This is a genomic window from Mycobacterium sp. (assembly GCF_032162605.1).
GTDB lineage: Bacteria > Actinomycetota > Actinomycetes > Mycobacteriales > Mycobacteriaceae > Mycobacterium.
Window position 1 is genome coordinate 1 of record NZ_JAVROT010000167.1, and the last position, 5,801, is coordinate 5,801.

Genomic DNA, 5,801 nt, shown 5'->3' on the forward strand with positions numbered 1-5,801 from the left:
CCCGCGTGATGCGGAATTGAAAACCGGCGGAAAATGCTGAGCAGCAACGCCGCTGGACCAGTGCCGACCACTGTCGCCCTGCCGGCATTTGTGAGTTCATCTAACGATAAATGGTCAATCAGATTGCGCCAGAAATGTTCTCGGTGAGGAAGCTGTGGCGGATGTTGTTCACGCAGCAGTGTGCCAGGTCACAAAATGGCCGTGATTCGAGTCACGATCGCCTTGTGGCGCCATCATTTGGCATCCGAGTCAAATGCCGAATTGACCTGCGGATACTCCACGCAGCGTGATCGTGATCTGTCCGTTATCAAACGGTGACATGCCCTCCGACGAACATGACTTCGCTCGAAAACGTTTGTACGTTCCATATGTCTCCATAACCGGAGCGAATAATTTCAAACCACGAACCTGCGTGTGAGTGGGACCGCCTAGCCCGGGAGATGCCCGGTGCTACGGCAGCCGCCGGGCCTGATGCCCGGCGTGGCATGTCTGGCCACCCCACTGTCGTGCCCGACCGAGACGGCGCGAACCACAACTCTGCCGCCTGCTCAGCAGGCAACCAACGCCCACGTTTACGCGGGTGTCCTTGGCGCGCGCTTGGCGAAAGGATCGAAGTTGAGGAACATCCGCAATACGTTCGGGCTAGGCACCATCGCCGGGGCATTGATCGTGGCCCCGATGGCGCTGGGAACCGGCACCGCGAATGCGGACGGCGTGAACTGGGACGCCGTCGCATCGTGCGAGTCCGGCGGCAACTGGCACACCGCCACCGGGAACGGCTACTACGGTGGCCTGCAGTTCACGATGAGCACCTGGCGCGCCAACGGCGGCAGCGGTTCGCCCCACCAGGCCAGTCGTGAGGAGCAGATTCGGGTCGCCGACAACGTGCTCAAGACCCAGGGCATCCACGCGTGGCCGGTGTGCGGTAGGCGGGGCTAGCACCCAAACCTTGATTGAGGAGCGGCCCGGGCGACACGCCCGAGGCCGCTCTTCACTTTCACCCCTTCTACCTCACTGTTCTCTGTATTCCGTCACGTCCCGATAAAGAACTTCCGTCGCTTGTGTAACGCGTGAGATCGGACCCACGAATTACCGTATGGCCGCGTCAATAACGCACACCTTTGCAGCGGTCCTCGTGTCAAACGGTCGCGGAAGGACCGCAACATGAAGATCGACGGCATTCTGAGGGCACTCACCAGCAGCCTGAAGCTCATCGCGCTCGCCGGCACCTTCGGCATCGTCGCGTTCGCTCTCTCGACCGGCGTGTCCGCGGGCACCGCCCACGCGGACTCGATGAACTGGGACGCCGTCGCACAGTGCGAGTCCGGTGGCAATTGGGCCGCCAACACCGGAAACGGCAACTACGGCGGCCTGCAGTTCAAGCCGGCGACCTGGAGCTCCAACGGAGGCGTCGGGTCTCCTGCCAGCGCGTCTCGGGAAGAGCAGATCCGGGTTGCCGAGAACGTCCTGGCCAGCCAGGGTTCGGGAGCATGGCCGACATGCGGTGCGCATGGCGGCACACCCGCAATCTGGAATGTCTCGTCGCTTACTCCGGCACCGCCCACGACAGGCTGCCAGGCGATGCCGACCAAGGGGCTGCTCGGCTTCATCAACCCGCGGCAGATGTGCTCAGCCCTGCTCAGTCCGCTCGGCGCGCTCACCGCACCGCGCTGACGTCGGCTAGCACGCGCCTCCGGCACTAGCGCGGAGGCGCGCATGGCCGCCTCCAATCCCTGACACCCGCCCAGGCCGAGGTGCGGACGCATCGGATGTGCGGCGTCTCCCACCATGACGACCGGTCCACGCGACCACTGGCGCGCCGCCTCGCGGTCGTTCAGGTCGTTGCGCAACACGTCGGTCGGATCGGTCGACGCCAGGATGGCGGCGGCCGAACTCGTTCCGTTGCCGACCGTCTCACCGGCCAAGTTCACGTCCAACGCGTACCTGGCGATTCCTCGCCAAGCCGTATCCCGCATAGCGGCGACCCCAGCGACCCGTTCAGGTGGCGGGCCACCAACGAGCCGACCCCGTCAGCGCCGACGACGGCGCCACCGAGGCCGATCTCGTCGAGGGCGGCCAGAGCGTTGGGCCAGATGCTGATCCCCGACCCGGACGACCCGTCGGTGCGTTCCTCGAGGATGGCGAGCTGATGACCTCGTCGTTGCAGCGCAACCGCGGTCGTCAGGCCGGCGATGCCCGCTCCGATGACGGGGATGCGTTGCGTCACCAGTCGAAACTAGCGCCCCGAGAATCAGAGGTCGAACACCAGCAGCGTGCTCGATGCCGTGGCGACGACTGAGCCCGCCGCATCCGTGACGACACCCTCGGTGAAGCCGACGCGCGATCCCAACTTGACCACTGTGCCGGTTGCGGTCAGCAGTCCGCTCGACGCGCGAACGGCCTTGAGGTAGTTCACCTTGATCTCTACGGAGGTGTAGCCCTTGCCCTGCGGAAGCGTGCTGTGCAGTGCGCAGCCCACGACGGAGTCGAGGAGCGTGCACACGAGTCCGCCGTGAACCATCCCGATCGGGTTGTATGCGGATTCGTCGGGCCGGCAGGTGAACACCACGCGCCCGGAATCCGCAGAGACCATCGTGAACTCCATCAGCCCGGAGATCGGCGGCGGCGGCAGCGTGCCGTCGATCATGGCGTGCAGGTAGTCGATGCCCGACATGGACAGGCCGGTGGCCGTGGTCGGCGCCGGGTCGTGCCACGACACGACCTTCGAGCGGCGTTCGCCCCACCCCTTGCTGTCGGTGTCGGTGTCGATGAGTTCGGTGGTCACGGAGTCTCCCGGTGTCGGTCGAAGTTGCGGTAGCGGGCTGGACGTAGGGGGTCGTCGGCGGCCACGGCATGGGTTGCACCCCACGCCAGCAGGGCATCGAGAACGGGAAGCAGGGCGCGGCCTGATTCAGTCAGCCCGTACTCGTCGCGTCGCGGACGGTCCTGATACGGCTTGCGGGCGATGACGCCTGCGGTCTCGAGGGTTCTTAGGCGGGCGGCGATCCGGTCGCGGGGTGCGCCGGTGCCGGTCACGATGTCGCCGAATCGATTTGCGCCCAAGGCGATTTCGCGCACGACCAGGAGCGCCCACTTTTCGCCGACGACCTCCATCGCCGCGGCGATCGGGCAGGGCCGCCCCGGTAGGGCGGCAAGCGGAACGAGGGACATCCTGTTAGCCTGCCAGGAGTGAGTTTGAATATCAAACTAAAAGCGGTGTCGCTGCTGCCGGTCGCGGCGGGCACGGCGCTCGTCCTGGTCACCTACGTGACCCCGATGGCGACTCTCGCGACGACGGCGGCGGGCGTTCGGGCCGGGGCCGGACCTCAGGCGTGGCTCCTCAGCTCGATGTCCGTCGGCCTGGCAGCCGGCCTGTTGACCGCAGGCGTCGTCGGGGACAACGTGGGGCGCCGACGCGTCTATCTGGGCGGGCTGGTGGCGCTCGCAGTTGGTGCGCTCGTTTGCTTCCTCGCGCAGGAGCCCGTCGGGTTCGTCATCGGGCGTGTCGTCGAGGGGTTGGGGGGCGCGGCGGTACTGGCCTGCGGTCTTGCGATCCTCGCCTACGACTTTCCCGATGCCCGGGGCCGCACCCATGCGACGGCGGTGTGGGGGGCCAGCGTCGGGGTCGGCATCTCCGTGGGCGCACTGTTGTCGGCCGTACTCGGGGCGGCGCGGTGGCGGGAGTCATATCTGGCGGTCGGAGTGATCGCACTGATTCTTTTGTGGCCCAGCATCTCCCGCATCGGTAATTCGCAGGTGGCGAATCGGCGTCGTCTTGACGTAGTGGGTCTGGGACTGTTCGCGGCGGCGATGATCCTGTTGGTGTGCGCGCTGACGCTCGGGCGTGGCGGCATTCGGGTAGTGCCGGTCGTCCTCGGCTTCACCGGATTGGCGGCCCTGATCGCCTTCGCCTTCGCCGAATCGCGCGTTCGAGACGCTCTCATCGATCCGAAGCTGCTTCGACACAACCGGTTCCGTGCCGCGACTGTCGGATCGCTCGCTCTCGGTTCCGGCGTCACCGCCACCGTGTCGTTCGTCCCGACGCTGGCCCAAGCCGGACTCGGGTCCGGGCTGTGGACCGCGAGCGTTCTGGTCGTCGCGTGGTCCGGCACCAGCACGGCGACGGCGTACCTCTCGCGCCACATCCCGCATCCGATGCAGGGGCCCACGCCGATCGCCACGAGCCTGGTGATCGTGGCGGTCGGCCAGGCGCTCGGCTACGGATTGAATTCCGAGTCGAGCCCGTGGCGATTGGTGCCGTCGCTGGTGGTGGCGGGCGTGGCCACGGGTCTGCTCAACGCGCTGCTCGGCCGCGAGGCCGTCGCCAGCGTCGAGGCCGACCGCTCGGCCATGGGCAGCGGCGCCAACAACACGGCGCGCTATTTCGGCGCGGCGGTGGGCATCACGTTGTTCGTCGTCATCGCTACGCACGTCGGCGAAGATCTGGCCGCCGGTTGGAACGTCGCGATCCTGGTCTCGGCCGCGATCTCGCTGATCGGCGCCGGTGGCGTCGCCATCGCAGGGAAATCCCATCGGATCCATGCCGTGTCGGCGCCCGCGGCGGTCGAGTCGTAGAACGCAAGAGACGCCGGATTCGCACTCGCGAAACGCGTTTGTGGTCTTCCTCTGTGCTACGCAGGGGGCATGACGGCCTTCCACGATCTCGACGACTTCCTCGCGCTGCCTCGGGTGTCCGGCCTGGCAGTGTCGCCCGACGGATTGCGCGTCGTCACCACCATCAGCGAGCTCAACGAGAAGCGCACCGAGTTCGTCACCTCGGTGTGGGAGCTCGATGCGGCAGGTGAGCAACCGGCGCGACGACTCACCCGTGGAGCCAAGGGGGAGTCGTCGCCGGTGTTCACCGCGGATGGTGACCTGCTCTTCGTCGCCGCACGTGAGGTTCCAGGCTCCAGCGGCGAGGACGAACCGAAGGCATCGCTGTGGCGGCTGCCCGCCGCAGGCGGTGAGGCCGTCTCGGTACTCGAGCTTGCCGGGGGCGTGAGTGCGGCACATGCGGCGCGCGAGGCGGACGTCACGCTGGTAACGGCGGAACTGCTGCCGTCGGCCAACGGTGTCGACGACGACAAGCGGCTGCGCGCGCTGCGCAAGGACAACAAGATCTCGGCGTTGCTCCACACCGGCTATCCGGTTCGCCATTGGGATCACGACCTCGGGCCTGCCCAGCCCCACCTCCTCGCCCTTGCCGGTGGACTGGAGCGCAGCGCCTCGGGGAGTGATTCCGGCGTGCGCGATCTGACGCCCAGTCCCGGAGGGGGCCTGCGCGAGGCGGGTGTCGATGTCAGCGCGGACGGGCGCTTCGTGGTGACTTCGTGGGCGGTGCCCGGTCCCGATGCCTCCATCCGCGAGACCCTGGTGCGGGTCGACGTCGCCACGGGAGAGCACACGACGATCGCGCAAGACCCGTCGGCCGATCTGGGGAGCCCGGTCATCTCTCCCGACGGTCGCGCGGTGGCCTTCATTCGCGAGACGCATTCATCCCCGGAACGGGCGCCGCGGATTACGTTGTGCTGCATGGAATTCGGTGAGTCATTCGGCGAGGTGGCGGCTGACTGGGACCGGTGGCCCACCTCCGTTGCGTGGACGGTGGACGGTTCGAACCTCATCGTCACGGCCGACGAGGCTGGCCGCAGGCCGGTGTTCGTCATCGACCCGGAAACGTTGTCGGTGTCCCGGTTGACCGTCGACGACCTCAGCTACACCGACGTGTGCGCCGCACCAGGCGGTGTGGTCTACGCACTGCGCAGTTCCTACTCGGCCCCGCCGCACCCGGTGCGCATCGA

Annotated in this window: 4 protein-coding genes and 3 pseudogenes; 4 read left to right on the forward strand and 3 right to left on the reverse strand. The window is 67.0% G+C overall.

Going from position 1 to position 5,801, the window contains the following annotated elements; all coding sequences use genetic code 11:
- Positions 1–705 precede the first annotated feature (705 nt).
- Positions 706–939, forward strand: a pseudogene (locus tag QOI01_RS10150) (transglycosylase family protein); the annotation flags it as partial.
- A 225-nt stretch (positions 940–1,164) separates the two neighbouring features.
- Positions 1,165–1,674 carry a transglycosylase family protein gene (locus tag QOI01_RS10155; RefSeq protein WP_526380464.1) on the forward strand — a complete coding sequence of 170 codons (510 nt, stop codon included), beginning with the start codon at positions 1,165–1,167 and terminating at the stop codon, positions 1,672–1,674.
- 17 nt (positions 1,675–1,691) lie between these two features.
- Here the strand turns inward: QOI01_RS10155 and QOI01_RS10160 are convergent.
- The 3 genes and pseudogenes from QOI01_RS10160 to QOI01_RS10170 all read right to left on the reverse strand — a co-directional run.
- Positions 1,692–2,227, reverse strand: a pseudogene (locus QOI01_RS10160) (FAD-dependent oxidoreductase); the annotation flags it as partial.
- Between the two features lie 24 nt (positions 2,228–2,251).
- Positions 2,252–2,785, reverse strand: a complete 534-nt coding sequence (locus QOI01_RS10165; RefSeq protein WP_526380466.1) for a PaaI family thioesterase — start codon at positions 2,783–2,785, stop codon at positions 2,252–2,254.
- Positions 2,782–3,171, reverse strand: coding sequence for a winged helix-turn-helix transcriptional regulator (locus QOI01_RS10170; protein ID WP_526380468.1), 390 nt, complete (start codon positions 3,169–3,171; stop codon positions 2,782–2,784). The genes QOI01_RS10165 and QOI01_RS10170 overlap by 4 nt, the downstream gene beginning before the upstream one ends.
- Positions 3,172–3,189: 18 nt before the next feature.
- Here QOI01_RS10170 and QOI01_RS10175 point away from each other — a divergent pair, with 18 nt between their 5' ends.
- Positions 3,190–4,575 (forward strand): MFS transporter, encoded by a 1,386-nt coding sequence (locus tag QOI01_RS10175; RefSeq protein ID WP_526380470.1) that lies wholly within the window; start codon positions 3,190–3,192, stop codon positions 4,573–4,575.
- 69 nt (positions 4,576–4,644) lie between these two features.
- Positions 4,645–5,801, forward strand: a pseudogene (locus QOI01_RS10180) (S9 family peptidase); the annotation flags it as partial.

Excerpts from the sequence above, each read along its gene's own strand:
- QOI01_RS10155 (WP_526380464.1), top strand. The coding sequence starts at position 1,165 with ATGAAGATCGACGGCATTCTGAGGGCACTCACCAGCAGCCTGAAGCTC.
- QOI01_RS10170 (WP_526380468.1), bottom strand. The coding sequence starts at position 3,171 with ATGTCCCTCGTTCCGCTTGCCGCCCTACCGGGGCGGCCCTGCCCGATC.